Genomic DNA, 25,380 nt, shown 5'->3' with positions numbered 1-25,380 from the left:
GCTGATCATGAAAATTAATATGTTCATTGATGGGAAATGGGTAGAAGCGTTGTCTGGTGCCAGAAAAAATGTGATCAATCCTGCAACTGGAGAGGTGATCGCAACGTCTGCTGATGGATCAGCAGACGACGCGAAAGTAGCCATCCAGGCGGCTCGAAAAGCGTTTGACAGTGGGATCTGGTCGGATTTATCGGCTGAGGAACGAGCGGACTATCTTTATAAGATTGCCGACCGTCTTGAAGAGAAAGCAGCCGAAATGGCTCGTTTGGAAACAGCCAATAACGGCAAGGTGATTCGGGCAACGACCTTTGTGGATATTCCGGTGTCAATTCAATGTTTCCGCTATTATGCTGACTTGATTAAAGACATGAAACAGGAATCTTACACCCGTGATGATTCTTCAGAAACCATTATTATTCATGAACCGATTGGTGTTTGCGGTGTGATTGTGCCTTGGAATTTCCCGCTGATGTTAGCTGTTTGGCAAATTGCTCCGGCACTTGCTGCAGGGAATACCATTGTCATTAAGCCTGCTGAGATCACTCCTGTAAGCGTATTCATGTTATTTGAAATGATGGAGGAGGTCGGGCTTCCGGCTGGGGTGGCTAATTTAGTATTGGGACCTGGTTCAAAGGTGGGGAATGAACTGGCCGAGAGCCATGATGTGGATAAGATTGCTTTTACGGGCGGAACAGACACAGGACAAAGCATTATGCGTGCAGCTGCCGGCAATATAAAGAAAATCTCGCTTGAACTGGGTGGGAAGTCTCCACTGATTGTATTCGACGATGTCGATTTTGAAACGGCCGTCGATCAGGCGATGTTTGGTATTTTCCATAATGCTGGGCAAGTTTGTTCAGCGGCCTCCCGTCTGCTTGTTCAAGAGACCCTTTACGATCAGTTTGTTGAAAGACTGGCTGAGCGTGCCAGCCAAATTGTTGTTGGCAATGGGGAAAGCGAGACCATCGAAATGGGAGCGCTTACAAGTGAGTCTCATATGAACGACGTTTTAGATTACATCAAGAGTGGGATCGAAGAAGGGGCAAAATTAGTTTGTGGCGGTAAGCGTTTAACAGAAAATGGGCTTGATCGAGGATTTTTCGTTGCACCAACGATCTTTGCTGATGTAAACGCGGATATGCGTATTGTGAAGGAAGAGATTTTTGGACCAGTCCTCGTTGTACAGAAATTTAAAGATGAGGAAGATGCCATCCAAAAAGCGAATGATTCCATTTATGGATTAGCCGGTGCGGTATTTACGGAAGATATGGATCGAGCAAAACGTGTTATTCGTAAATTGCGTGCGGGAATTACTTGGATTAATAGTTATCATCTTGCTTATGTAGAAGGCCCTTGGGGAGGATATAAGCAAAGTGGAATCGGCCGAGCATTAGGGACGGTTGGGCTGGAGAACTTTATGGAGACGAAACAAATCAATATCCATCAGCAGGCCAAGCCTGTAGGGTGGTATGCCAACTAATTGAGCTTAGCTTGCTGTATAAATTATTGATAGGGGGACCTGCTTATGGGAAAAGTAGATAACCAGCAGCCACCAAAGGTCAAACAAGCAGAAGCAATGAATAAGCCAGCGTATGAATCAGTATTGGGAACAAAAAGTATTCCGTTACTATATTTACAGTTTGCTTTGACAGGAATTATGGCTAACGCGGTTCTAGGAATTGTATCGATTATCGATGGCTATTTTGTCAGCGGCTTTCAGGAGCTAGAAGTGGAAGGGATCGGAATTGGATTTACGGTGATGGTGATTACCCGTATGATTGGCGTTCTGTTTGGGGTGGGAGCTGGAGCGGTCATTTCACTTCGAATGGGAAAAGGGAAGATCGAAGAAGCGAGGAGCATTATGGGACAGACCTTATGGTTTACTCTTTTCGCCTCCACTTTGATAGCTGTACTTGGGTTGGTCTTTGAAAATGAAATTATGATCTTATTCGGAGCAAGTGAGGCATCGCTTCCATATGCGGTGGAATACAGCCGTCTATTATGGATTTCATTGCCGATCACGATATTGGCGGTTGTACTAAGTATTTTAACCAATATCGATGGAAGACCCGTATTATCAATGAGCAGTTGGTTAGTCGCAGCCGTTGTTGCCGGGGTGACAGAATGGATTATGATTGTGAATTATGACATGGGGATGATGGGTTCCTCATGGGCCAATACGATTTCTCAGTCGATTCCTGCTCTACTAATCTTTTATTTCTGGTTCAGCAAAACAAAGCTTAAGCCAAAACTGAAAGATATGATGATGAATCTCAAGACCATTGGTGAAGTGGCTTGGACAGGCTTTGCCTCTTTTTCTAGTCAGTTCATGATGTTCTTTGCCATTATTTTCTTCAACAATTTACTGCAAAGCTACGGTGGTGGGCTGCACGTTGCCGCTTTCACGATTCAAAACGGTTACATTACAAACTTGCTTGCTTTAGCAGCGCTTGGTGGGATGACAGGACTTCAACCGATCATTAGTTACAACTACGGTGCGGGAAATTTGGATCGTGTGAAACAAGCCATTAAGATGGGACTCACTTTTACGGTTGCCTTCTTTGTGATTTCGACAGCGATCATGATCATTTTTGCCGATCCCATTGTGTCATTTTTCGTCGGTGGTAATCCCGAATTGCATCAACTGGGCGTTTGGACGACCATGGTATTCAATTCTTTGTTTACACTTAATGCAGTCAGCTTGCTGATCTCCGGTTATTTCGAATCACAAGAGAGAAACTGGATCGCAACGTTTATTAATGTGAGTAAAATGTTGTTGTTCACATTCCCATTCATGTTTATTTTCCCTCAATATTGGGGAGTTGAGGGCTTATGGTACTCTTTTCCGCTTTCAGAAATTCCAGGTGTGCTCATTGCTATTTACTTTATCCGAAAAGAATTTAAGCATTTGAATTCAACCAAACTAGCGAAAGCAAGCTAATCTATTTATAAGAAAGCGAGATGATCATCATGTTTTTTGCGAAGAAATTAACAATGGAAGAAGGACAACAATTAGGCGTCGACACTTGGGAACCATGGGTAGGCGAAGCGAATAAAGGCACTTGGCATGTAGAAGAGCAGGAAGTTTTCTATGTGACCGATGGTGAAGTGTTTATTACTGTTGATGGAGAAAAACATCATATGACAAAGGGCTGGATCGTTTCCTTAGCTAAAGACCTTGTCTGCGAATGGGATTGCCCAGAGTTTTTGAAAAAGAATTATAAGATGAATCATGAACTTCATTTGAAATAAGGAGCAGTCTATGCGATTAGAATTCAGAATATTGAGATGATTTATTTAGAGACAAAAACGAGGGCGACTGATTGTTGGCGATTCGCGACTGATTTTTCGGGATATCCGCCCAATTCGGAGTGATTTGTGACTGATTTTCTCACCATTCCGACCAAAAAGAGCATTTTGCCGACTGATTCCCCCCATTCGATAGAAAAAACGAGGCTGTCTGATCAGACAGCCTCGTTTTTTAGTTATTATGATTTATTTTTGACTAGGCCGAACAATAATACATCTACAATGGAAGAGAGCGCTTCTGGCAAGGTAATATTATTTTCCATATAAAAACGTTGATCAAAGATCGAATTGGTCGCATCTATGATCAGTTTTACAGCGAGCGTTGTATTAATGTCAATGAGTTCACCTTGTTCAATACCTTCTTCGAGTAACAAGCGCAGATCTTCCCAATCGCTCAAAGCAGCATTCACTTTTGTCCATTGCTCCGGGTAATAGCGTTTCATTTGTTCCAACATTTTGAAGTCCCACAACTCAAAATGGGTGGGTAGCAAAGTACAAATTCGTCTGATTTTTTCAATCAGGCTTAAAGATGTATTATTCATAATTTGTTCTGTTTTTTCAGTGAATTCCGATAACGATTGGTCAATGATTAACTCCAAAATTTCAACTTTCGACGAAAAATGTTGATAAATGTATCGTTTGTTTACACCAATGCGCTGCGCTAAATCATCCATGGTGAACTTCATGCCTTTATCATGAAGCTCTTCAATAAAAGCTTTTATAATGCGTTCTCTCATGTCCAGTCCTCCTTAAATAAAAGGTTCGCACCTTGAAAAATTATGTATGGACGAATATGGCAAACTCCTAACTAAAAACAAAAAGCTACATATCTTCCATCATACAACACCATTCCCTGTCCGAAAAGGCACTTACAACATAGCGTAGGGTCCTTTTCTACTACCCGATTTCCGGAAAATTAGCGGTATGATCCGAGTAACTAAAAGTATGATTATAGTTACATATTAATTGTACTGAATATAATGAATTGTTCAACGGTTTTTCGGCAAGGTCGTATGAGCTGTTCGATTTCCGAGTCTTAATTAAAAAATTTTACAAAAGTGAAACTTCTATCCATCTGTTTCCGTATATAAAAGTAAGAATATAAAGTTAATTGTGTATATTCTTATTGAAAGATAACCGATGAAAGGAGGTTCGCGTTTGGAGCTATTCGGTTTCCCCATTGATACTGTTTATTTATTTCTTCTGATTGCCTCAGCATCTATGGTCATTTTGTACATTCTTTTTGGAGATGTGCTTAGTGGAGCGGATGATGGGATTCCATTTTTCAACCCTACGGTTCTACTAGCTTTTGTGACGATATTTTCAGCTGTTGGGTACTGCTTAGAAACGTTTTCTTCTTTAACTAGTCTTTATATCCTCCTAATAGCTATTGGTGTCGCTATCGTTATGGATTTTTTACTTTATTACTTTGTGTTAATCCCTTTATCATCTGCGGAAGAGTCTCTTGTGTACACAGAAGAATCCTTAAGTGGGCGAACGGGAAAGGTGATTATCCCTATTCCTCAAGATGGGTTTGGAGAAGTCATTATTGAGAGTAGCAGCGGGATGATTTCAAAGCCAGCTTGTGGTTTCGACCATGAACCGATTGCGGAGGGGAAAACGGTATTAGTGATTGATGTTCAGAAAGGCGTCTTGTATGTGAAAGAATACGATCCAATATTCCAAGATAAATAATAGGAGGTTGTTGTAATGGCTAGTATATGGATTGTTCTCGGAGTAGTGGCATTTTTATTAATTGCTCTTATAGGGGTATATGTATCAAAATACAAAACAGCTGGGCCTGATGAAGCATTGATTGTCACGGGTAGTTACTTAGGAAACAAGAATGTTCATGTCGATGACTCTGGAAATAAGATCAAAATTATTCGTGGTGGTGGTGCCTTCATTTTTCCGGTATTTCAACAATCAGAACCTTTAAGTTTATTGTCAAGTAAATTGGAAGTGACGACGCCAGAAGTGTACACAGAACAAGGTGTTCCGGTCATGGCAGATGGAACAGCAATTATCAAAATTGGCGGATCAATCGGTGAAATTGCAACAGCGGCTGAACAATTTCTTGGAAAGTCGAAAGATGATCGTGAAAATGAAGCAAAAGAAGTGTTAGAGGGTCATTTGCGCTCGATTTTAGGTTCAATGACCGTCGAAGAAATTTATAAAAATCGCGACAAGTTTTCGCAAGAGGTGCAGCGTGTCGCCTCACAAGATTTAGCGAAGATGGGGTTAATCATCGTTTCCTTCACGATTAAGGATGTTCGTGATAAAAATGGCTACTTAGATTCTCTTGGTAAACCACGTATTGCTCAAGTGAAACGTGATGCTGATATTGCGACAGCGGAAGCAGAAAAGGAAACGCGTATTAAAAAAGCGGAAGCGTCCAAAGAAGCACAGAAAGCGGAATTAGAGCGTGCGACAGAGATTGCCGAAGCAGAGAAGGAAAACCAATTAAAAGTCGCCGATTATCGCCGGGAACAAGATGTGGCGAAAGCGCGAGCCGACCAAGCCTATGATCTGGAAACAGCACGTGCAAAACAAGAGGTGACAGAACAAGAAATGCAAATTCGGATTATTGAGCGTCAAAAGCAAATCGAACTGGAAGAAAAAGAAATCCAGCGTCGTGAGCGTCAATATGATTCGGAAGTGAAGAAAAAGGCGGATGCGGATCGCTATGCGGTTGAACAATCGGCCTTAGCGGAGAAAACAAAGCAAATGGCAGAAGCCGAAGCGAATAAGTATCGAGTGGAATCAATGGCAAAGGCCGAAGCGGAAAAAATCCGCTTAGATGGATTGGCGAAAGCGGATGCGGAACGGGCCAGCGGGGAAACTGAGGCGGACATTATTCGCATGAAAGGTTTAGCTGAAGCTGAAGCAAAACGTAAAATCGCCGAAGCATTTGAACATTTCGGTGAAGCCGCCATCTTAGATATGGTTATTAAAATGCTTCCAGAGTATGCGAAGCAAGTAGCTAGCCCTCTAGGAAACATCGACAAAATTACCGTCGTTGATACAGGCAGTGACAGCCAAAATGGTGGAGCTAATAAAATCACCGGCTATACGACAAATCTGATGTCAACGATGCAAGAATCTCTCAAAGCATCTGCGGGCATTGATGTGAAAGAACTATTAGAGAATCTTTCAGGAAAAGGTAATGTCCGGCATAGCATCGACGAATTAACGAACGAGGTAAAAGGAAGTCGGGGGATGTAGTAGTTGCATATTAACATCACTTAAAAATTATAAAAAGGAAAAAGAAGGAAACTATTTATTTAGTTTGCTTCTTTTTTTAGTATCTGTGAAGCTATTTCCCCCACAATACCGCCATTATAAGGTGTTTTCAACTTTATTATACATAAATAAATAAAGGGTTAAGAAATCTGTTTTTGATAAATATGGAAATAAATCCACCATTTTAATATAGAAAAATTCCTATCCTAGAGTTATATTTTAGTGGAGAGTGAGGAATATAAATGCAAGGTTGGTAGTCTAAAAAGATTACGTTGGTAATAGTTCCTCATTTTTTAAAGGTTAACACCTTATTCTCATGATGGAAAAAGTACATATAAAAGTATGTATTCATAAACTATTTGGAGGGATTTATAAATGGGTTTTCAAGCAAAATCTTACCGTAAATTTATTGCCGCATCTGCGACAGCAACTCTTGTAGCAACAGCAGTAACACCAGCGTTTGCAGCGGGTTTTACAGATGTAAATGATCGCGTGAAGGATGCAGTAAATTACTTAGTAGATAACGAGATTGCAAAAGGTACGTCTGACACGACGTTCGGAACTTACAATGAAATCATTCGTGCGGATGCAGCGGTTATGATCGCGAATGCACTTAAACTTGATACAACAAACGCTCCTGATGCTGGATTCACAGATGTTCCAGCTCGTGCAAAAGGTGCGGTTAATGCGCTTAAAGCAGCTGGTATCTTAAATGGTAAAACAGAAACAAAATTTGGTGCGAATGATAATTTAACTCGCGGTGAAATGGCGATTATCATTACTCGTGCTTACAAGTTAGATGGAGAAGGCACAAATCATTCTTTCTCAGATGTAGGCAAAAATTATACAGCAGCAGTTAATGCTTTACTGAAAAATAAAATCACGTCTGGTAAAACAGACACGACATTTGGAACAGCTGACAACATTAATCGCGGTGACTTCGCTGTATTCTTGTATAGAGCGGAAACACTTGAAGTTGCTGATGTTGCAATTGAATCGGTAGCAGCTATGAACCCGACTTCAGCTAAAGTTACTTTCAGCAAACCAGTTGATAAGCTTGATAAAGCAAACGTAGCTGTAGCTAACAAAGCAACAGGTCAAAAGCAATTAATTAAATCTATTACACTATCAGAAGATAAGAAATCAGCAACAGTTGAATTCTATGAAAGTGTAAAAGCTAACCAAACGTATACATTTGATGTAACAATGGGAACAGATAAGCTTGCTTCGGAACTTGTTGTAGGTTCACTGAAACCAGCTGAGATCTTAGTTGAAGATCAAACAGTAGTAGCTGGACAAGCAACACCAATTAAGTACGTGATCAAAGACGAGAATGGTGTAGACGTAACAGCTAACTATCCTGCAAATGCACAAGGTCTTTCTTTTGAATCACCAGCACAATCTGCCATTTCTAATGGGGTGATCACACTTCAAGAAGGCTTAACAACGACAGTAAAAGTTGTTTATAAAGAAAATGACAAAGTGGTTGCTGAAAGTAAAACAGCTACTATTTCTGCCAATAAAGAAGTTCCAACAACATTGTCTAACTGGACAGTTGCAGCGGCGAAGCCAAATTTTGCAGATGCAAACTACAAACAAAATACGGTTGTACACGCTGGAGACAGCATGAAGATCTTCACACAAGTGAAAGACCAATTCGGTTTAGAAATTACTAATCCGACAGTAGAGTTTGAATCTTTAAATACAGGTGTAGCTGTAGTAGATAAATCAACTGGTCAAATCACTGTGATGGGTACTGGTAAAGCACCAATTAAAGTAACAGTGAAAAATGGCGACAAAGTGGCGTTCACACAAACAATCGAACTTGATGTTCGTGAAGCGGTAGCAATTAAAGAAGTGAAACTAGACCAATCAGCTCTTACTTTATCAACAAATGATCAAACAGGTCTTAATGTAAAAGCAACAGTTCTTGATCAATTTGGTAACCCAATGGTGAACCAAGAAGTTAAGACGACGGTTAAAGACAGCAAAACAGATGTGGTAGCTGATGCTTCAGTTACTACAGATGATAAAGGTGTAGCAACAATTAACGTAAAAGCTAAAGATGCAGCAGCTGCTGGAAAATACGTTGTTGAAATCAAAGCTGGTGAAGTGAAAACTGAACTTGCTGTTGAATTAAAAGCACCAGGTGCATTTGCTCATTACGATGTTCGTGGATTAGCAAATGAATTAGACATCAATACAAAAGATGCCAAGAACAAAATGACTGTTTCTACTCTTTCTGTTGATAATAGCGGACTTGCTATTCAAGAAGAGACAGGTGCAACAGTAGTAGTGAAAGATAAAGACGGTAAAGCTTTAGCAGCAGATAGCACTAAAGTAGGCGTAGCAGGAAATGTGATTACACTTGGAAAAGACGCTAAAGCTGGTGAAGAGTACACAGTTGAAGTCACTTTAGACAAGAAAGTCATTAAAACGCATACGTTCAAAGTAGTTGATACAACAGAACAAGCTAAGATTGAATTTACTTCTACAACAGTAAATCTAAAATCAACAGATAGCTTCAACAATGCGATTGCTAACATCATTAAACTTGATGGTGCGACGGTAGCAGCTGGAGAAGTAACTGGTGTGACTGTAGTATCTTCTGACAGCGGCGTTGTAGAAACTGATGCTAACGGTACGCCAACAAAATTAACAAAAGGTTCAACAACCGTTTTTGTTAAAGAAATCGAAGTAACAAAAATGGTTAACGGAAACCCTGTGAAATCAACGGTTAAAATCGACCCTGTATTCAAATTGACAGTGAACGTAACTGAATAATTGAACATACAAGGTTGACTGTAGTCATAAAAGCAGCTGGAGAGAAGCGACTCGTTTCTCTCCAGCTGCTTTATTTTTTTATGATACGTTTTTCTTTCTTAAATAAAGAGAATTCTCTCCTTTAACTGGCGAAACAAATTAGTAGAGAATTGATTCATGCTGCAGATGGCCCGTTCTTTTTGTGTATTGAAGGTATGAAGGGAGCATTTAATCGATGTGGAGGTTCCGTTGATGAATTCGACTCTTAATCTCCCATTTCCTTCTTCTTGGACGCCGAGGATATTTTCAGGAAAGGGCCAAACACAACCGTAATTAGTTGGTCCAATAGTAGGGAAGGCATAAATCTTTTCAATGAGGCAAATCATCAAAGGTGTTTTCTTCATATAAGGAGTTACTGTGCGAGCAGCTTGAATGCGTCCGTCATATGTACTAGCTCTTTCAAGGCAAGCTTCATTCAAAATCGACTTCACCGTTTGTTTCGTACAATAAACACCATCTACATCATGAATGATTGTGTTGTAATCTAGATGATATTCCTCTACAAGCAACATAGTCTTAGTACCTACTTCATATTTTTCAATTACCTCCACTTTTCCTACCCCCTTTGATCAATTCACCCTTATTGTATCAGTGATAGTTATTTATAACCATGACATAATTGTTATAATATTGTAAAAATTATTCAAATTCAAAAAACTATCGCTTTATTGTTATTTGTGTTGATTGTAAATCAATTGTAAAGGTTGTTCGGACAACTGCTGTAATTAACCAACAAAAACAAGTGAAAAAACCCATATATATTAGGGATCACCTCCTTGCTAATCCATCATTTACAATAGTTTTACAACATTTACATGATGCGTATGTTATGTTTTTAACTGGGTGGTTTACCACTTAAATATAATTAATGTATGTGTAATGGATTCTTTGGGAGTTTATTAGAAATGGTGATAAGCTATCGTTTTTTTAGATAGTTTAATTTCTCATGCTTTGTGAGGGGACATCTATCCAAAGAAAATCCCTTTTAAAATATTATTATTTATTATTGGAGGAATTGAGTGTATGGGTTACCTATCAAAATCGCATCGTAAATTTGTCGCTTCTGCCGCAACAGCTACGCTTGTAGCTACGGCGATCACACCTGCGTTGGCTGCTTCCTTTACAGACGTATCTAAGAATTATAAAGAGGCAGTTGACTACCTCGTTAGCAATAAAATCACGGATGGTATGACGGACACAAAATTTGGTACATCTCTTTCTATTAAACGTGTTGATGCTGCGGTGATGCTAGCGAAGGCGTTAAAGCTAGACATTGAAAATGTAGAAGATGCTGGTTTTACAGATGTACCTGCCCGTGCGAAAGGCTATGTCAATGCTTTAAAGAAAGCGGGAATTGTAGATGGAAAAACAGAGACGAAATTTGCTCCCGATCAAAACATTACCCGCGGCGAAGCAGCTCTCATGCTAGCGGAAGCGTATGATTTAAAAGGAGACGATAAGAAACTTCCTTTTACAGACGTTCCTTCTCGTTATCAGGATGCCGTTAGTGCGCTTGTGAAACATGGCATCACGTCTGGTAAAACAGCCACTTCTTTTGGTACAACGGACGATATTAAACGCGGTGAATACGCGATTTTCTTATATAAGCTTTCAAAGATTGAAAAAGATAAAGAAGTTATTGTAAATAAGCCAGAAGTAACTACTCCATCTGCCGGAACAGCTAAAGTGACTGTTTCATTTGAGAATGCACCAGAAAATGCTGAAGCAACAATAGAAGTACTTCACAATGGTCAAACGACGGCAACGAAAAAAGTAAAAGTAGTTGATGGAAAAGCAACAGCTGAATTCACAGGGCTTTCTGCGGGAACATACACGATGAAAGTAACGCTTAATGGTGTATCACAAGAAGTTCCTTTTACAATAAAGGATGAAGACATTGTTTATCCTCCAAATCCAAATCCAACCCCTGACCCAAATTTTACATTGTCGTTAATGCATACGAACGATACGCATGCCAATCTCGAAAATGCACCTAAAAAAATGACAGCGATTAAAGAAGTACGTGCTCAAAAACCGAATGCACTTTTAGTGGATGCGGGTGATGCTTTCTCTGGAACGCTATATTTCAATGAATTTAAAGGAAAAGCAGATCTCGAATTGATGAATTTGATGGGCTACGATGTGATGACGTTTGGTAACCATGAATTTGATTTAGGTTCTAGTCCTGAAGGCCATCAAGCATTAGCAGACTTTATCGAAGGGGCTAAGTTCCCGTTTGTTAGCTCCAATGTCGATTTCTCTAAGGATGACAAATTGAAAGGATTATTCAGCGATACGATTTCTAGTAAACCTGAAGACGGAAAAATCTACAACGGCATCGTTAAAGAAGTGGATGGTCAAAAGGTTGGGTTTTTCGGGTTGACGACGCAAGATACAAAGGATATTTCAAGTCCTGAAAAGGTAGAATTTGAGGACTATCTTGCAGAAGCAGAAAAAGCAGTGAAAGCATTTGAAGACATGGGTGTCAACAAAATCGTAGCCGTTTCTCATATTGGCTATGATGACAATGAAGCAGTCGATAATGATTTGACGTTAGCTACTCAAGTAGACGGCATCGATGTGATTGTCGGTGGACATAGTCATACAAAATTAAGTGAACCGACTGTAGTGAACAAAGATGAAACGGGCAAAGCAAAAGATCCAACAGTTATTGTTCAGGCCGATCAATACAATAAATTTTTAGGGACATTAGATGTGGAATTCGATAAGAACGGAAAAGTGGTTGGACAAGCCGGTCAGTTGATCGAAATTAAAGATCAAAAAGAAGATGAAGAAGCGAAGGCAGTATTAGCACCATACACAGCCAAAATCGATGAACTCAAAAACACACCGACTGGAGCAACAGCGGCAAAAGCTTTAGAAAATCCACGTACGGGTGGCGATAATACAAAGCCAAGTGTACGTAAAAATGAAACTGAATTGGGTAACCTAATTACAGACGGCATGCTTGCAAAAGCGAAAGAGTACAACCCAAAAGTCGTGATGGCACTTCAAAACGGTGGCGGTATTCGTACATCTATTGATCAAGGACCGATCACAGTGGGTGAAGTGATTAATGTTCTTCCATTTGGCAACACATTGACAACTATGGAAGTGACAGGGGCTGAGTTAAAAGAAGCATTTGAAACAAGTGTGAAAACGTATCCAATTGAAAATGGCGGTTTCTTACACGTATCAGGAGCAAAGGTAAAATATGACTCTTCTAAACCAGCAGGCGAGCGTGTCGTCTCTATTTCTTATAAAAAATCAGATGGTACTTATGAAGAAATTCAAGATGCAGAAACGTACACAGTGGCGACAAATGCTTTCACAGCAAAAGGTGGAGACGGCTATGATGTCTTCAAGAAAGTTTATGAAGAAGGTCGCGTAACGGATCTTGGTTTATCCGATTGGGAGAATCTTAGAGATCATGTGACGAGCTTAGGAACTGTTGACCCCAAAATTGAAGGACGTATTGTTGATGTAGCTAAGTCTGGACCAGTAGAAGTTGCTCCTGAAGATTTTAGTGGTACACCTGATGCACCGAAAGTACATGAAGGTAGCATTATTGTTGATATTACAAATGTTTCCAAGTTAGCAAATGCAGAAATTAAAGGTGATTTAATCTTAATTGGAACATTGAACGACACGATCGATATTTCCAACATTAAAGTACAAGGAAATTTAGACCTTTCTGCTGTTACAGGAGACACTACGAGTCTACTAAGTAATATCACGGTAGATGGAGAAACGATTCTATAACTTGATAAGCAAAGTCTTCCGCTGCATAAGCAGAGGGCTTTGCAGTTTTACTGGAATAGTCATATAAAAAATTCAATAAAAAGAGGAGATTATCATTCATGAGCAAGAAGAAATGGAAAAAAACGCTCAATAGCGTTTTATCAGCCACTTTAGCTACAAGTTTGCTAGTACCTGCTTTTCCATTAACAGCAAAGGCTGCAACAACCGCCACTGACTTGATTATTTCGGAGTATATTGAAGGAAGCAGCTTTAACAAGGCGATTGAACTTTACAATGGGACAGGGAAAGAAATTGATTTAAGTACCTATACACTTGAAATGCACTCAAATGGAGCTACTACTGCAACTAATAAGGTGAATTTAACTGGAACATTAGAAAGTAATGATACGTATGTGATCTATCATAAGGATGCAGCACCAGAAATAAAGAAGCAGGGGGATCTAGAAAATTCTACAGTCGTTAATTTTAATGGAGATGATCCAGTTGTTTTAAGAAAGGATGGAGCCGTTGTAGACTCTATTGGGCAGGCTAACGGATCAAAAAATAATTTTGGTGCAGACGTTACACTCGTCCGTAAAAGCTCCGTCATATCCGGTGATACAAATATTGAGGACGCATTTGTAGCTACTGAGTGGAATAGTTCCACTAAAGATGATGTTTCTAATTTAGGCTCTCATGAAATGGACGGCTCAACACCGCCAGAACCAACTGAACCGGTAGACGTAACATCCGCTACAATCACAGGAACAGCCAAAGTAGGGGAAAAGTTAACTGCAGCAGCCAATGAAGGAGCAACGAATGTAAAGTACCAATGGCAAGTGGCTGATGCAGCTGATGGCACTTACACAGATATTGAAGGTGCTACAAAAGCAACCTTACCATTAACGGCAGCTCAAGAAAGGAAATTTATTCAGGTAGTTATTAGTGGAGATAATAGCTCTACGGCGACTAGTAAGGCGACTGAACAAGTTGCAGCAGCAGATCCTGTTCAAGTGATGTCAATCGCAGATGCACGCACAAAAGCTCAAGGTCAGGAAGTAGTTGTCAAAGGTGTTGTAACAGCTAAGCTAAAAAACACGATTCATATGCAAGATGAAACAGGAGCGATTGCTGTTCGTCCAACGTCACTAAATGTTGAACTTGGCGATGAAGTAACGTTGAAAGGGACGTTGAAAGAGTATAATAGTCTGTTGCAAATGGAGCCAGCTACTATCGAGACAAAAGGTGACAATGTAGGTGTTCCCGAGCCTTTAGAAATTACAGCTAGTGAAGTCAAAGAAGAGAATGAGTCCAAATTAGCAAAAATTAAAAACGTGACTATTACGGCTGACCTTGGTTCAGGTAACTACTCAGGTACAGTAGACGGGGAAACGGTGACGATTCGTGATGAAAACGGCAATTTGGGTCTAGCGGCAAATACAAAATATGATTCCATTACAGGAATTGTTTCGCAATTTAAAGATACGTACCAAATCATCCCGCGCTCACAACAAGATATCGTAGCAGATAGCTCAGTTGTTCAACCAGTTTTTGCTAATCCGGGTAGCGGAACATTTGTAGGTGGTACAACGGTTAATTTATCTACAAATACGCCTAATGCTGATATTTTATACACAGTAGATGGGACAGACCCAATCGAAAAGGGTGTGAAATACGAAGCACCAATCGAAATTACAGCTGACACTACGCTTAAAGCTGTTGTAAAGGCAGCCGACGGGAAGTACAGCGAAGTAAAAACGTTTGACTATAAAGTTACAGATAGTCTCCAAATTCATGATATTCAAGGAGCTAGTCATCAATCATCATTTGATGGACAGACAGTTCAGAATATTGAAGGGATTGTCACTTATTCATTTGTTTTAGGCGGTTCTACTTATTACCACATCCAAACACCAGATGAAAAAGTAGACAATGATCCAAAAACATCTGAAGGAATGATCCTTTATAGCGGCAAAAATGCTTGGCCGATCAAGGTGGGCGATCTAGTTTCCGTCACTGGTAAAGTGAGTGAGTATGCGATTGATGGATTCCCTGATCGTCAAAAAACAGATATGAAAACAACACAAATCAATGTTCGTAATGATCAAGGTGGGAATGTGGAAGTCATCCAATCAGGTGTAGACTTACCAAAACCAATCGTCATTGACGAAAAGAACCTGCCAAATCAACATGTTGATAGCGATCATTTAGCTGAATTTAACCCTAATGTAGATGCGATTGACTTCTGGGAAAGCTTAGAAGGTATGCGTATAGAAGTGGGTAATGTAAAAGCTGTAGCTCCACAAGAACATGGGGATCTTGTCACTGTTCTTGAAAGTAAGCAAACAAACTCGCTACATGGTGGAGTTCTCTTAGAAAAAGATAAACAAAATGCAGATCGTATCCAATTCCGTTTAGAGCCGAACAGTCAAGCACGTGACTTTGAAGTCGCAACAGGCGATAAATTTAAAGGGCCGATCACAGGCGTTGTCGGCTATTCATTTCAAAACTACAAAATTTACGTTTCCTTAGATGAGATGAAAGCGGCTCATGTAAAAGGCGAGGCAAAACCAGAGCAAACAAAGATTGTGAAAGATGATGAGAAACTAACTATCGCTTCTTATAACTTAGAGAATTTCTCAAATAATTCAAAAACGACAACAGATGATAAAGCACAAAAATTAGCAAGAGCGATTGCCAATGATATGAAAAGCCCTGATATTGTCGGTGTGACAGAAGTGCAAGATAACAATGGTCCTGATGCTGGTGATTCAAAGGCAGACCAAAGTTATCAACGATTGATCACTGAGATTAAAAAAGCAGGCGGACCAGAATATAAGTATGTCAATATTGATCCAGAGAACGACCAAGATGGTGGTCAACCAGGAGCGAATATCCGTGTGGGATTCTTATACAATCCTGAGCGCGTATCATTGACGGAAGGTATGCCAGCTGGAAATGCAACAACTGCGGTTGATTATAAAGATGGAAAGTTAACGCATAACCCTGGTCGTATTGATCCAACAAACTCGGCATTTAATAGTAGTCGTAAACCATTAGCTGCTCAATTTGATTTCCAAGGGGAAAGTGTCATTGTTATTGCCAACCACTGGAACTCAAAAAATGGAGATACGCCGTTATTCGGTTCACAACAGCCGCCTGTTTACGGAAGTGAAGTACAACGTAAGCAAATTGCTACTGTCGTATCCGACTTTATTAAAGATGTGAAAACAGAAAATCCAAATGCAAACATTGTCTCTCTTGGCGACTTTAATGACTTCCAATTCACTGAAGCGTTAAAAATCCACGAAGGCGAACATATGACAAATATGATCAATAAAGTGGAAGAGTCTGATCGTTACACATATGTATATCAAGGAAACTCTCAAGTATTAGACCATATTTTAGTATCAAATAACTTAGTCGATCAAACAGAAGTGGATATTCTTCATGTCAATGCTGATTTTACAGATATGGCAGGTCGTGCAAGTGACCATGATCCATTATTAGTTCAAGTTGGTTTGGCCGATGATGGAGAAGTTGCTCCGATCACTCCTGAAAAAGTTTACAACTTAAAAAACTTTAAAACGAAAAAGCTTACTATTCAATCACCAAGCGTTGGTATTGATCTTGATGAATCATCCGTTATTACTGAAGGTATTTACTTAACAAGTGCTTATGCCGAACTTAAAGGTGCCGGCCTGAAAACGACAAAAGTAACGATCAAACCGAAAAATGAAGGTGCCATTATTGATTTCAAAGGTGCCGAAGTAAGTGAAGTCATCATTGATGGAACGAATGTCAAAGAAATCAGAGGTGCTGAAAACATCAAAAATATTAAATACGAGAATGGCGCCACACCTGATTCTATTAAATTCACAGATTCAAAAGGAGAGCCAATCGGCTCTCCTTCTTTGCCAGAAGAAAACAAAGCTCCTGTGTTAAAAAAGGATTTTGAGAATCAGACGGTAAAAGTAGGAGAAACGATTTCCCTGCCATTATCCGATTATTTTTCTGACCCTGATAATGATCCATTAACATTCACATCGACGAAAGGGAGTATTGATCCGAAAACAGCTACTCTTACATTAGCACTTGAAGAAGGAACCCATATGGTTGCGGTCACTGCTACAGATGGAAAGGCTAGCGAAACGGCGAGATTTGGCGTTACGGTAAAAGGAGAAGAAACACCGGTTGATGATTATTATAAAGATGCCTATGGAAAAACAGGAAGCGAATTGAAAGCATCCCTACATGAAATTATCGATGACCATACGCAGCTTTCTTATGATCAAGTATGGGAAGCACTGAAAGAAACCGATGAAGATCCTGCTAATCCGAACAATGTAATTTTGCTTTACTCTGGGAAATCTCGTCCGAAAAGTGCAGCTGGTGGAGATGTGGGAGATTGGAATCGAGAGCATGTTTGGGCAAAATCACATGGCGATTTCGGAACAAGCAGAGGCCCTGGTACAGACATCCACCACTTGCGTCCGACAGATGTAACGATCAATAGCACGAGAGGAAGTTTAGACTTTGACAATGGTGGAAGTCCTGTTAAGAATTGTGATGGCTGCTTCAAAACAGCTAATTCATGGGAGCCACCTGATCGTGTGAAAGGCGATGTTGCCAGAATGCTTTTTTACATGACTGTACGCTATGAAAACGGAGATCGTGTCGACTTGGAGTTAAATGAGAAACTCAATAACGGAAAGAATCCGTACCATGGCAAAGAATCCGTCCTATTAGAATGGCACGAACAAGACCCGGTCGACAACTTCGAGAAAAACCGCAACAACGTCATACAAAAATGGCAAGGCAACCGCAACCCATTCATTGATCATCCAGAATGGGCAGAAATGATCTGGTAGGTGCCTGTCACTCCTCGGTTTTTGTCGAATGGTGAAGAAGTTACTGTTTAAGAAGAAAGCAATTAGAAGTTAGATATGTGTTTTTCGAAAAGTTCTGCGGAGACATGCCTGCAGGGCTTTTCTTTTTGTTTTCTAGAGGTGATCGATTGCTGACTAGTAGAATAGAAGATTAGAATCATGGTATATTTTTAATTTTTTTCCATAAAAATTGAAGAGAAGGATAGTATATTACAATCAAATGAGTATAATGTTCTTGTTGGACTTTTTTTATTAGTTTGATAAAAAGATATTTGGAGGGGTAAGATTGAAAAAGGCAATTATTTTTATTTTATCAGTTTTACTTTTTTGCACAGCGGTACCTATGAATCAAGCGCAAGCAGCTGCTGAGCCGTTTACAGACATCAAGTCGAACAATCGTTTTTACGAGCCGATTTGGAGTTTGACGGCAAAAGGGGTACTTGTATCAGAAGATGAGAATTCATTCAAGGTAGCGCCTAATAAATTGGTGACGCGTGCGGATGCAGCTGATATGATCACTGCGATGCTTGGATTAGAGTTAGAAAGTGATCATCCTGGATTTCGTGATGTAACAAAAGACAACGTTCGCTATGACTCCATTGCGGCTTTGGCAGAGCGAGGGATTATTTCTGGCTATTCGAATGGTATGGTCAAGCCGAATGAAGTATTAACGCGAGCGCAAATGGCGAAGATGATTTCGTTAAGCTTCAACTATAAAACGAATGCAAATGCCGTCACTCCATTTAAAGATGTACCTAAAGGACATTGGGCGACTCCTTATATTGATGCGTTAGTCCGTAACGGTGTGACAACTGGGACAACGGCTACTACTTTCTCACCAAATGATAAATTAACACGTCAGCAAATGGCTTTATTCTTATATCGTGCTCATCAGAAAAAGTCAGTAAGCCAATATAATGATGAGGAAATCTTTAATTTAATTAGGGAAGTACAGAACAAAGCCGATATGGTTGTTGGGTATTATAAGAATGTTTCAGCTAAGAGGCCACCATTCTCAAAAGTTCGAGCAGAATTGCTTCCTTATGCTGAAACAGCCATTGTGGATGGCTTTATGAAAGAATACTATAATAACTCATGCACGGAATGCGATTGGATCATGTATAATGAGGTGTATGATACGGGGCTTCCGTATGAGATTATGGAACGCAGTAACCAGAAGATCAAGGTGAAAGTACGTTACCCACATGGAATGGATGAAGCTTATACAGCCGTTTGGACTGTAGTGAATACCAATGGCAAGTGGAAAATCAAAGACTGGGAAGAGTATTCTATTAAAGAAGCACCATTTAAATTAACAGTAAAACAAGCGGAACACTATTTGAAATCAGTGATTGAAGATCCATGGAATTGGGAGAACAAACGTGAGTATGTCAAGTCAATCAAACACGAAGGAACAAATAAAGGCTACTATAAGTTCTTAATTAAAACAAACCTAGATGAATACGTGACTGAAATTAACCCGACAGACGCATCCATAAAGGAATAAGAGGGTGCCTGTCACTACCTACCCGATTTTTGTCGAATGAAAAAAGCGCCAAGCTTCCCTTAAATGATTGAGGGGGCTTGGCGCTTTTTATTTTATTTATTCATTTATAGTTTAAATTGATTGACTAGCTTCTTTAAGTCATTAGCCATGTTGCTAAGTCCTTCGACTGAGGAGGAGATATCTTTCATTGATGTATGTTGTTCTTCAGCAGCAATCGCTACATTTTGTGCATTAGCAGCTGATTCTTCTGATGTATGGGTCATACGCTGAATCATTTCGACAATGCCACCGGTGCTAGCATTCACTTGTTCGACGACAGCGGAGACCTCATGGTTTTGAACGGAGATATCTTCAATAAGTTTAGCAATCTCGTTGAAGGAATCATCTGTTTGTGCGGTTAAATTCATTCCACCTTGCACAGCCGCTATGCCTTCTTTCATCGATTGAATGGCGTTTTTAGATTCCAGTTGGATTTCTTCGATTAATTTGCGAATTTCATTGGCAGATTGCTCGGATTGTTCCGCTAGCTGTTTCACTTCACCAGCGACAACAGCAAATCCTTTCCCATGCTCTCCAGCCCGTGCTGATTCAATCGCTGCATTTAATGATAATAGATTTGTCTGGTTAGCAATATCAGTGATGATCGAGATAATTTGATCGATTTCTCTTGATTTCTGATCAAGTCGTTGAATGACCTCAAAGGTGCTATCTACTTTTTGATGAATTTGATTCATTTGTTTTAACGTTTCTTGTACGACTTGATTTCCTTGTCCCGCATTAGATTTGGCATGTTGGCCTAAATCTGTCACCGTTTGAATGGCTTGAGCGGCTTGAGTCATTCCTTGAGAAACCTCTGAAATAAAGCGTGAAGAGTTAGAAGAATCGGTTGCTTGCCTTTCTGTTACAAAAGCGACTTCCTGCATTGCAGAAGTGATCTCTTCCGTCGCTTTTTCATTTTTGCCTGCGCTCGTCGTTAATTGTTCGGATGAGGAGACGATTTCTTTTGAGGTCGTATCAATTTTTTGGATCAATTTACTTAGTTGGATTCGCATTTGCTCAAAAGATTGTGATAATGTCCCAACTTCATCTTTTGATTGCAAAGAGACGGATTGATTCAAATCACCTTTAGCAATGGCCTCTGTTGAGAGAATTAATCGATGAAGTGGGGCAATAATGGACCGACTTAGGAAAATAGCAACGATAGCGCCAATGACAAAAACGATGGCAATCATCCAGTTAAAAAAGACGGTATTCTTTTGAATAAGTTGTTCAATGTCTTCAATGGACTGTGTGATTTTCTCTGTGTTTTCTTGTTGGAAGACATTCACCTTATCGTTAATATCTGTTGCCGCTTTATCAAATTCAAGCATGATTTGATTTCCTTTTTGCGGACCGTGTTTGACATACTGATTGGCCATTTTCTGCCCTAAAGCATAGTAGATTTGAAAAGATTGCTCAATTGAGTTTAGTCTTTCAACATCATTTGGATTCAGTTCTTTCAGTGTTTGAATATCATGATAAAAAACGTCGCTATACTTTTTCGCTTGCTCAAATCCATCGTCTAGCCCATTTTGTCCTCTAGTTGCACTAATATCAGATAAATACTGCTGGACCTGCACGACTGATAACTTCAGCTCATCTGATAATAGGGATGTTTGCAAGGTTCGATCTTTAATCGTTTGTATTTGCTCAATTTGAGAACTCGAATTTTGCTGTTGATACATCCAAAGAAACATTAACAATAGAAAAATGAGACCGAAAGAAAGAAAGCTTCTTAATTTAATTGACAAAACAAGCACTCCTTATTAAAAATATAGATTTCGATATAAAAGACCTAGTAATATAGGTGGATATCTTACTTTGATTGTAAAGAATTTGTAAAGGCTTTTCAATCCATTACAGAGCAGGAGAGGCGAGTAAATTACTAAAGTTCACAGTTTTTATACAATATTTTTACAATACTCATCTAGTACTTGTGATATGGTTTTCTATGTAATTCTCAATATTGTAGATAAGAGGTATTGATGGTAGAATTTTTACTAAGGAAGTACATGTTCAAACTTACATTTATCAAAATTGGAGGAATTGAGTGTATGGGTTACCTATCAAAATCGCATCGCAAATTTGTCGTTTCTGCCGCAACAGTTACGCTTGTAGCTACAGCGGTTACACCTGCATCAGCTGCTTCATTTACAGATGTATCTAAAGATTATAAAGAGGCAGTGGATTACCTCATTAGTAATAAAATCACGGATGGCATGACGGACACAACATTTGGTACGACTCTTTCTATTAAACGTGTTGATGCTGCGGTGATGCTAGCGAAGGCGTTAAAGCTCGACACTGAAAATGTTGAAGATGCTGGTTTTACAGATGTACCTGCTCGTGCGAAAGGCTATGTCAATGCTTTAAAGAAAGCGGGAATCATAGATGGGAAAACAGAGACGAAATTTGCTCCCGATCAAAACATTACACGCGGTGAAGCGGCACTCATGCTAGCGGAAGCATATGATTTAAAAGGAGACGATACGAAACTTCCTTTTACAGACGTTCCTTCTCGTTATCAGGATGCCGTTAGTGCACTTGTGAAACATGACATCACGTCAGGTAAAACAGCCAATTCTTTTGGGACAACGGACGATATTACACGCGGTGAATACGCGATTTTCTTACATAAGCTTTCAAAACTAGAGAACAATTTTACCTTGTCCTTAATGCATACGAACGATACGCATGCCAATATCGAGAATACCCCGAAAAAAATGACGGCGATTAAAGAAGTGCGTGCTGAAAAGCCAGATGCGCTATTAGTCGATGCAGGGGATGTCTTCTCTGGCACACTATATTTCAATGAATTTAAAGGTCAAGCAGATTTAAAGCTTATGAATCTGATGGGCTACGATGTGATGACGTTTGGTAACCATGAATTCGACCTTGGTTCCAGTCCTGAAGGCCATCAAGCATTAGTAGACTTTATCGAAGGGGCTAAGTTCCCGTTTGTTAGCTCCAATGTCGATTTCTCCAAGGATGACAAATTCAAAGGATTATTCAGCGATACGATTTCTAGTAAACCTGAAGACGGAAAAATCTACAACGGAATCGTCAAAGAAGTGGACGGTGAAAAGGTTGGATTCTTCGGGTTGACGACGGCAGAAACGAAGGATATCTCTAGCGCGAACAAAGTAGAATTTGAAAACTACATTGCAGAAGCGGAAAAAGCGGTGAAAGCGTTTGAAGGAATGGGTGTTAACAAAATCGTAGCTGTTTCTCATATCGGTTATGATGACAATGCCGCGGTCGATAATGATTTAACATTAGCTACTCAAGTAGACGGCATTGATGTCATCGTTGGTGGACACAGCCATACAAAATTAAGCGAACCGACTGTAGTGAACAAAGATGAAACGGGCAAAGTAAAAGATCCAACGGTTATTGTTCAAGCCGATCAGTACAACAAGTTTTTAGGTACATTAGATGTTGAATTCGACAAGAACGGAAAAGTGGTTGGACAAGCTGGTCAGTTGATCGAAATTAAAGATCAAAAAGAAGATGCTGAAACGAAGGCACTACTAGCACCATACACAGCCAAAATCAATGAAGTCAAAAACACACCTACTGGGGGAACGGCAGAAAAGCAGTTAGATAACCCACGTACTTCAAGTGATGATACACAGCCAAGTGTTCGTAAAAACGAAACAGAACTTGGGAACTTAATTACGGACGGCATGCTTGCAAAAGCGAAAGAGTATAATCCAAAAGTCGTGATGGCACTGCAAAACGGTGGCGGTATCCGCACATCTATTGATCAAGGACCGATCACAGTGGGTGAAGTGATTAATGTTCTTCCATTCGGTAACACGTTAGCAACTATGGAAGTGACAGGTGCTGAGTTGAAAGAAGCGTTTGAAACAAGTGTAAAAGCTTTACCAAAGGAAAACGGCGGCTTCTTACATGTCTCAGGAGCAAAAGTAAAATATGACTCTTCTAAACCAGCAGGTGAGCGAGTAGTGTCGATTTCTTATAAAAAGCCAGATGGCACTTATGAAGAAATTCAACCTGCAGAAAAGTACACAGTCGCAACAAATGCCTTCACAGCAAAAGGTGGAGACGGCTATGATGTCTTCAAGAAAGTTTATGAAGAAGGTCGCGTAACAGATCTTGGTTTATCCGATTGGGAAAACCTTAGAGATCATGTGAAGAGCTTAGGAACAGTTAATCCGCAAATCGAAGGACGTATTGTGGACGTAGCTAAATAAATGTAGAAACCGATGTATTGGTTGAAGTGAAACAGCCCTGTAGAGAGCGACATCTCTACAGGGCTGTTTTTCATTATGTTGTAGACACGAAATTGGCTGTAGGATTTGCTAAAATGATTAGAAGCATCGGAAAGAGCTTATTCTGTTTAAGTCTGTACCATAATATGTCCAGCGCCAATTCCGCCAGCGCCAGCCAGCTACCGATGTTCTGCCAACAAATGTTGGGTAAAACCAGAAGCTGCGGCCGTTCCGGAGCCAGATATACGTATGACGGAACAAGCAGCCGCGGATGGCTCCTGGATCAACGGCAAATGTTGTTGCTTGGGATTGCTGCGGAGTAAACGAAGGAGGAGGGGAAGTGGGGGCTCCTCCTTGTTGTTGCTGCCCAGGAGGACCAAATCCACCGCCTGGGAAACCTGGCTGTTGTCCGGGTGGCATTCCCCCTCCTGGAAATCCTGGTGGCCCTTGAACAGGGGTTTGTCTGTACTCATCATCTTCTAACGGGAATGGGTAATGCTGAGAGTAATCTGTATAATCCATATGATTGAATCTCCTTTCATTCTGCCTATTTGCAATGTATGCGATAGTAGCCTAATTGTGCTTCTTTAAAACCAACAAAAAATCCTCTCCATTCCACTAGGGAAGTGAGAGGATTTTGCTTTAAATAGCGACAGCTGTCAAATACTACATGTTACATTTTAAATCGACTAACAGATGCTTGCAGTTCGTCTGCTAGCTGGCTCAGTGAGTGGGCGCTAGCTGAGATATCATCCATGGCGGCATTTTGTTCTTCAGCTGCTGCGGCCACATTTTGGGTATTCGCCGCAGATTGAATCCCAAGTTGATTGATTTCGTCCATTCCCTGGTTTAATTGCTGCGTGCTCTCAGTGACTTGTTTGATCATCATTGATACAGTAGCAGACTGTTCTTTTATTTCCTTGATCATGTCGACGATGTCATTGAAATACACACCTGTTTCATTGGATACGCTAAGCCCTTGTTTAACGGCCTCTGTACTCGTGTTCATTGCTTCAGTGACATTCAGCGAAACGGTTTGAATATCCACGATCAAGCTTTTGATACTGTCAGCTGCCCGATTGGATTGTTCAGCTAGTTTTTTCACTTCATTGGCGACAATCGCAAATCCTTTTCCATGTTCTCCTGCTCTCGCGGCTTCGATGGAGGCATTTAAAGCCAGCAAGTTTGTTTCCGTAGAAATAGCGGTGATGAAGTCAATGATTTGCCCAATTTCTGTTGACTTTTGCCCAAGCTCCTTCATCTTGTCTGCCGTGGCGCACTGAGTTTCATCTATATGTTGAATTTGCTTTAACGATTCATTAATTTTGCTGTAGCCTAATTCCGCTTTCGAATTTGTGTGCTCGATGGCATCGGTGATGGAGGTGACAGAAAGCTTGGCTTGTTCCATTTGTTCAGCCATCTCTACCGTAATTGTATGAGAAGTGTTCACGTTGTTCGCTTGGACTTCTGCCCCGTAAGCCATTTCCTGAATGGAGCTAGAGATTTGCTCAGTCGCTTTGCTCGTTTGCATGGCACTCGCAGAAAGCTCTTCACTCGTTGCGGCAACTTGGCTCGCTTGATCGTTTAACTGATA

At 40.2% G+C, this 25,380-nt stretch carries 15 protein-coding genes; 10 read left to right on the top strand and 5 right to left on the bottom strand.

Translation table 11 applies throughout. The features are described 5' to 3' along the window. The first annotated feature begins 7 nt into the window (after positions 1 to 7). The 3 genes from WDJ61_RS17035 to WDJ61_RS17025 are packed head-to-tail and all read left to right on the top strand — an operon-like array spanning position 8 to position 3,252. Positions 8 to 1,480, top strand: coding sequence for an aldehyde dehydrogenase family protein (locus WDJ61_RS17035; protein ID WP_338751901.1), 1,473 nt, complete (start codon positions 8 to 10; stop codon positions 1,478 to 1,480). A 45-nt stretch (positions 1,481 to 1,525) separates the two neighbouring features. Further along, positions 1,526 to 2,941: an MATE family efflux transporter gene (locus WDJ61_RS17030; RefSeq protein WP_338751898.1), complete on the top strand. Its 1,416-nt coding sequence runs from the start codon at positions 1,526 to 1,528 to the stop codon at positions 2,939 to 2,941. Positions 2,942 to 2,970: 29 nt separating this feature from the next. Then, a complete protein-coding gene (locus WDJ61_RS17025; RefSeq protein ID WP_338754827.1) occupies positions 2,971 to 3,252 on the top strand; it encodes a cupin domain-containing protein in 282 nt (93 codons plus the stop codon). 236 nt (positions 3,253 to 3,488) lie between these two features. Here the strand turns inward: WDJ61_RS17025 and WDJ61_RS17020 are convergent, their stop codons facing one another. Further along, entirely contained in the window at positions 3,489 to 4,046 is a 558-nt protein-coding gene (locus WDJ61_RS17020) for a TetR/AcrR family transcriptional regulator (protein ID WP_338751896.1), read from the bottom strand. 421 nt (positions 4,047 to 4,467) lie between these two features. Here WDJ61_RS17020 and WDJ61_RS17015 point away from each other — a divergent pair, with 421 nt between their 5' ends. The 3 genes from WDJ61_RS17015 to WDJ61_RS17005 all read left to right on the top strand — a co-directional run bounded on the left by WDJ61_RS17015 (position 4,468) and on the right by WDJ61_RS17005 (position 9,336). Continuing rightward, positions 4,468 to 5,004, top strand: a complete 537-nt coding sequence (locus tag WDJ61_RS17015; RefSeq protein WP_338751894.1) for an NfeD family protein — start codon at positions 4,468 to 4,470, stop codon at positions 5,002 to 5,004. A 15-nt stretch (positions 5,005 to 5,019) separates the two neighbouring features. Beyond that, on the top strand, positions 5,020 to 6,534 hold the full coding sequence (locus WDJ61_RS17010; RefSeq protein ID WP_338751892.1) for a flotillin family protein: 1,515 nt from the start codon (positions 5,020 to 5,022) through the stop codon (positions 6,532 to 6,534). Positions 6,535 to 6,927: 393 nt separating this feature from the next. Then, positions 6,928 to 9,336, top strand: coding sequence for an S-layer homology domain-containing protein (locus tag WDJ61_RS17005; RefSeq protein ID WP_338751890.1), 2,409 nt, complete (start codon positions 6,928 to 6,930; stop codon positions 9,334 to 9,336). A 98-nt stretch (positions 9,337 to 9,434) separates the two neighbouring features. Here the strand turns inward: WDJ61_RS17005 and WDJ61_RS17000 are convergent, their stop codons facing one another. After that, the gene (locus WDJ61_RS17000) at positions 9,435 to 9,926 is read right to left on the bottom strand and encodes a competence protein ComK (RefSeq protein ID WP_338751888.1); all 492 of its coding nucleotides are present in this window, start codon (positions 9,924 to 9,926) and stop codon (positions 9,435 to 9,437) included. 472 nt (positions 9,927 to 10,398) lie between these two features. Here WDJ61_RS17000 and WDJ61_RS16995 point away from each other — a divergent pair, with 472 nt between their 5' ends. From WDJ61_RS16995 to WDJ61_RS16985, 3 genes are all read left to right on the top strand, one after another. Further along, complete coding sequence (locus tag WDJ61_RS16995) at positions 10,399 to 13,137, top strand: 5'-nucleotidase C-terminal domain-containing protein (RefSeq protein ID WP_338751886.1); 2,739 nt, start codon at positions 10,399 to 10,401, stop codon at positions 13,135 to 13,137. Between the two features lie 98 nt (positions 13,138 to 13,235). Beyond that, positions 13,236 to 17,987 carry an endonuclease gene (locus tag WDJ61_RS16990; RefSeq protein ID WP_338751884.1) on the top strand — a complete coding sequence of 1,584 codons (4,752 nt, stop codon included), beginning with the start codon at positions 13,236 to 13,238 and terminating at the stop codon, positions 17,985 to 17,987. Positions 17,988 to 18,291: 304 nt separating this feature from the next. Next, positions 18,292 to 19,512, top strand: coding sequence for an S-layer homology domain-containing protein (locus tag WDJ61_RS16985; RefSeq protein WP_338751882.1), 1,221 nt, complete (start codon positions 18,292 to 18,294; stop codon positions 19,510 to 19,512). Between the two features lie 104 nt (positions 19,513 to 19,616). Here the strand turns inward: WDJ61_RS16985 and WDJ61_RS16980 are convergent, their stop codons facing one another. Further along, on the bottom strand, positions 19,617 to 21,302 hold the full coding sequence (locus WDJ61_RS16980; RefSeq protein ID WP_338751879.1) for a HAMP domain-containing methyl-accepting chemotaxis protein: 1,686 nt from the start codon (positions 21,300 to 21,302) through the stop codon (positions 19,617 to 19,619). A gap of 303 nt (positions 21,303 to 21,605) precedes the next feature. Here WDJ61_RS16980 and WDJ61_RS16975 point away from each other — a divergent pair, with 303 nt between their 5' ends. Beyond that, positions 21,606 to 23,768: a 5'-nucleotidase C-terminal domain-containing protein gene (locus WDJ61_RS16975; protein WP_338751877.1), complete on the top strand. Its 2,163-nt coding sequence runs from the start codon at positions 21,606 to 21,608 to the stop codon at positions 23,766 to 23,768. A 117-nt stretch (positions 23,769 to 23,885) separates the two neighbouring features. Here WDJ61_RS16975 and WDJ61_RS16970 read toward each other — a convergent pair whose 3' ends face one another. Then, complete coding sequence (locus tag WDJ61_RS16970; protein WP_338751875.1) at positions 23,886 to 24,308, bottom strand: hypothetical protein; 423 nt, start codon at positions 24,306 to 24,308, stop codon at positions 23,886 to 23,888. 151 nt (positions 24,309 to 24,459) lie between these two features. Beyond that, the gene (locus WDJ61_RS16965) at positions 24,460 to 25,269 is read right to left on the bottom strand and encodes a methyl-accepting chemotaxis protein (RefSeq protein WP_338754826.1); all 810 of its coding nucleotides are present in this window, start codon (positions 25,267 to 25,269) and stop codon (positions 24,460 to 24,462) included. Positions 25,270 to 25,380 lie beyond the last annotated feature (111 nt).

The organism is Bacillus sp. FJAT-52991 (assembly GCF_037201805.1).
GTDB classification, from domain to species: Bacteria; Bacillota; Bacilli; order Bacillales; family Domibacillaceae; genus Bacillus_CE; species Bacillus_CE kandeliae.
Note: the sequence above shows the minus strand (reverse complement) of the source record. Positions and strands in the feature narration are given on the sequence as shown.

Bases quoted from the DNA above. Each gene is read 5' to 3' on its own strand.
- WDJ61_RS17035 (WP_338751901.1), top strand. From the start codon at position 8: ATGAAAATTAATATGTTCATTGATGGGAAATGGGTAGAAGCGTTGTCT.
- WDJ61_RS17030 (WP_338751898.1), top strand. From the start codon at position 1,526: ATGGGAAAAGTAGATAACCAGCAGCCACCAAAGGTCAAACAAGCAGAA.
- WDJ61_RS17025 (WP_338754827.1), top strand. From the start codon at position 2,971: ATGTTTTTTGCGAAGAAATTAACAATGGAAGAAGGACAACAATTAGGC.
- WDJ61_RS17020 (WP_338751896.1), bottom strand. From the start codon at position 4,046: ATGAGAGAACGCATTATAAAAGCTTTTATTGAAGAGCTTCATGATAAA.
- WDJ61_RS17010 (WP_338751892.1), top strand. From the start codon at position 5,020: ATGGCTAGTATATGGATTGTTCTCGGAGTAGTGGCATTTTTATTAATT.
- WDJ61_RS17005 (WP_338751890.1), top strand. From the start codon at position 6,928: ATGGGTTTTCAAGCAAAATCTTACCGTAAATTTATTGCCGCATCTGCG.
- WDJ61_RS16995 (WP_338751886.1), top strand. From the start codon at position 10,399: ATGGGTTACCTATCAAAATCGCATCGTAAATTTGTCGCTTCTGCCGCA.
- WDJ61_RS16990 (WP_338751884.1), top strand. From the start codon at position 13,236: ATGAGCAAGAAGAAATGGAAAAAAACGCTCAATAGCGTTTTATCAGCC.
- WDJ61_RS16975 (WP_338751877.1), top strand. From the start codon at position 21,606: ATGGGTTACCTATCAAAATCGCATCGCAAATTTGTCGTTTCTGCCGCA.
- WDJ61_RS16970 (WP_338751875.1), bottom strand. From the start codon at position 24,308: ATGGATTATACAGATTACTCTCAGCATTACCCATTCCCGTTAGAAGAT.
- WDJ61_RS16965 (WP_338754826.1), bottom strand. From the start codon at position 25,269: ATGGCTTACGGGGCAGAAGTCCAAGCGAACAACGTGAACACTTCTCAT.